This is a genomic window from Quadrisphaera sp. DVD1 (assembly GCF_058932755.1).
Map to the genome: position 1 here is coordinate 1 of NZ_JBZYWI010000245.1, position 2,251 is coordinate 2,251.

2 protein-coding genes and 1 pseudogene are annotated in these 2,251 nt (G+C 78.0%); all 3 read left to right on the top strand.

Annotated features, from left to right (window positions below):
- The first annotated feature begins 202 nt into the window (after window positions 1-202).
- On the top strand, window positions 203-1,180 hold the full coding sequence (locus AC5FZL_RS16490) for a putative selenate ABC transporter substrate-binding protein (RefSeq protein WP_493619962.1): 978 nt from the start codon (window positions 203-205) through the stop codon (window positions 1,178-1,180).
- Window positions 1,177-1,965 (top strand): phosphonate ABC transporter ATP-binding protein, encoded by a 789-nt coding sequence (locus tag AC5FZL_RS16495; RefSeq protein ID WP_493619963.1) that lies wholly within the window; start codon window positions 1,177-1,179, stop codon window positions 1,963-1,965. Before AC5FZL_RS16490 ends, AC5FZL_RS16495 begins: the two co-directional genes overlap by 4 nt.
- Window positions 1,962-2,251, top strand: a pseudogene (locus AC5FZL_RS16500) (hypothetical protein); the annotation flags it as partial. The gene AC5FZL_RS16495 and the pseudogene AC5FZL_RS16500, both read left to right, overlap by 4 nt.

A 2,251-nucleotide genomic window follows, 5' to 3' on the forward strand; every position in this document is an offset into this window, starting at 1 on the left:
GCAGCGCGAGGTCGCCCCGGGCTGACCCGGCTGCGCGTGCCGGTGGCACGGCGGGGTGGCACGGCGGGGTGGCACGGCGGGGTGGCACGGCCGGGTGGCGGGGCGGCGCGGCTCGGGCAGAGTGGCGAGCGCCCGCCCCCCCGACCGAGGAGCTCCCCGTGTCCCCTGCCCTGACGGCCCGGCGCTGGAGCGGGGGGTTCTCATGAACCTCCGCTCGCGCGCCGGGGTCTCCGGCGCCTCGCGCACCTCCCGCACTCCCCGCCCCTCCCGCGCGCTCGCCGGCCTCGGTGCCGCAGCGCTGGCCCTGGCGAGCGCCGCCTGCAGCGCGGACGCCGCCCCCGGCGAGGCTCCGGCCGACCGGCCGCTCGTCATCGGCGCGATCCCCGACCAGGACACCGACCGCCTGCAGGAGATCTACGGCGCCACCGCCTCCTACCTGTCCGAGGAGCTCGGGCTGGACGTGGAGTACCGCCCGGTGACCGACTACGCAGCGGCGGTGAACCAGTTCCGCACCGGTGACCTGGACCTGGTGTGGTTCGGCGGCCTGACCGGCGTCCAGGCCCGCCTGCAGACGCCCGGTGCCCGGCCGCTCGTGCAGCGCGACATCGACGACGACTTCCACAGCGTCTTCATCGCCGGCACCGGCACCGGGCTCGCCCCCGTGCAGGACGCCGAGGGCCTGGCCGAGCTGGCCGGCACCACGTTCACCTTCGGCTCGGAGTCCTCCACGTCCGGGTACCTCATGCCTGCCTCGTTCCTCCTCGAGGCGGGGGTGGACCCGGAGGAGGACCTCGACGGGCTCCCGGGCTTCTCCGGCTCGCACGACAAGACGATCGACCTCGTGGAGTCCGGCAGCTACGCCGCGGGCGCGCTCAACGAGCAGGTGTGGCAGAGCCGCCTCGCCGCGGGCGACGTCGACACCGCCGCCGTGCAGGTGCTCTGGCGCAGCCCCGCGTTCGCCGACTACCACTGGCTGCTCGGCCCCTCCGCCGTCGAGGACCTCGGCGCCGACCTGCCCGAGCGGGTCACCGAGGCCTTCACCTCCCTGTCCGCCGACGACCCCGAGCAGGCCGCGCTGCTGGACCTGTTCGGCGCGGGCGCGTTCCAGCCGACCACGGCGGCGGCCTACCGCGACATCGAGGAGACCGGGCGCCGCCTGGGCCTCGTCTCCGGCGGGTGAGCGCCGCGGCGCGGCCGGGCCCCGCGCCGGAGGCGGTGGTGCTGCGCGACGTCGTCGTGCGGTACGGCCGTCGCACGGCGCTGGACGGCGTCTCCCTCACCGTGGCCCCGGGGGAGCGGGTGGGCCTGGTCGGGCCCTCCGGGGCCGGGAAGTCCACGCTCCTCGGCCTGCTCAACGGCCTGGTGCCCGCCACCTCCGGTGCCGTGGAGGTGCTCGGTGCCGACCTGGCCCGGGCCCGCGGCGCCGACCTGGCGCGGCTGCAGGCCCGGATCGGGGCCGTGCACCAGCGGCTGGAGCTCGTCGGCCCGCTGCAGGTGGTGCACAACGTCACCGCCGGGCGGCTGGGGCAGTGGTCCACGGCCCGGGCGCTGTGGTCGCTGGTGCGCCCGCAGGAGGTGGAGCGGGCCCGCGCGGCGCTCGCTGCGGTCGGGCTGGCCGACCGCCTGCGCGACCGCACCGACACCCTCTCCGGCGGTCAGCAGCAGCGCGTGGCCCTGGCCCGGGTGCTGGCGCAGGAGCCCGACCTCGTCCTCGCCGACGAGCCGGTCTCCGCCCTCGACCCGGCGCTGTCCGAGGAGGTGCTGCGGCTGCTGGCCACGGTCGTCCTCGCACCCACCGCCACCGGCGTCCCCACCCTCGTCGCCAGCCTGCACGACGCCGACCTCGCCCGGCGCTGGTGCGACCGCCTCGTCGGCCTGCGGGAGGGCAGGGTCGCGTTCGACCTGCCCGCCCCCCAGGTGGGGGAGGAGCACCTGCGGCGCCTGTACGCGGGGACGCCGGGGTGAGCGCCGGGACGAGTGCGGGGACGAGCGCCAGGACGGCGCGCCGCGGCTGGGGCCTGGCCCTGGCCGCCGCGCTCGCCTGGTCCCTCGCCGGGGCCGGCCTGCTCGACGGCTCGGCCCTCAACCCCGGCGGCTGGCGCGTGGCGAGCCGGTTCGTCCGCGCCGCGGCCGCGCCGGACCTGTCCGCGCCCTACCTGGCCGAGGTGGCCGGAGCCGCCCTGGTCACCCTTGCCTACGCGGTGCTGGGGGCCGGCGCCGCCGTCGTCCTCGGCCTGCTCGGCGCCCTGGC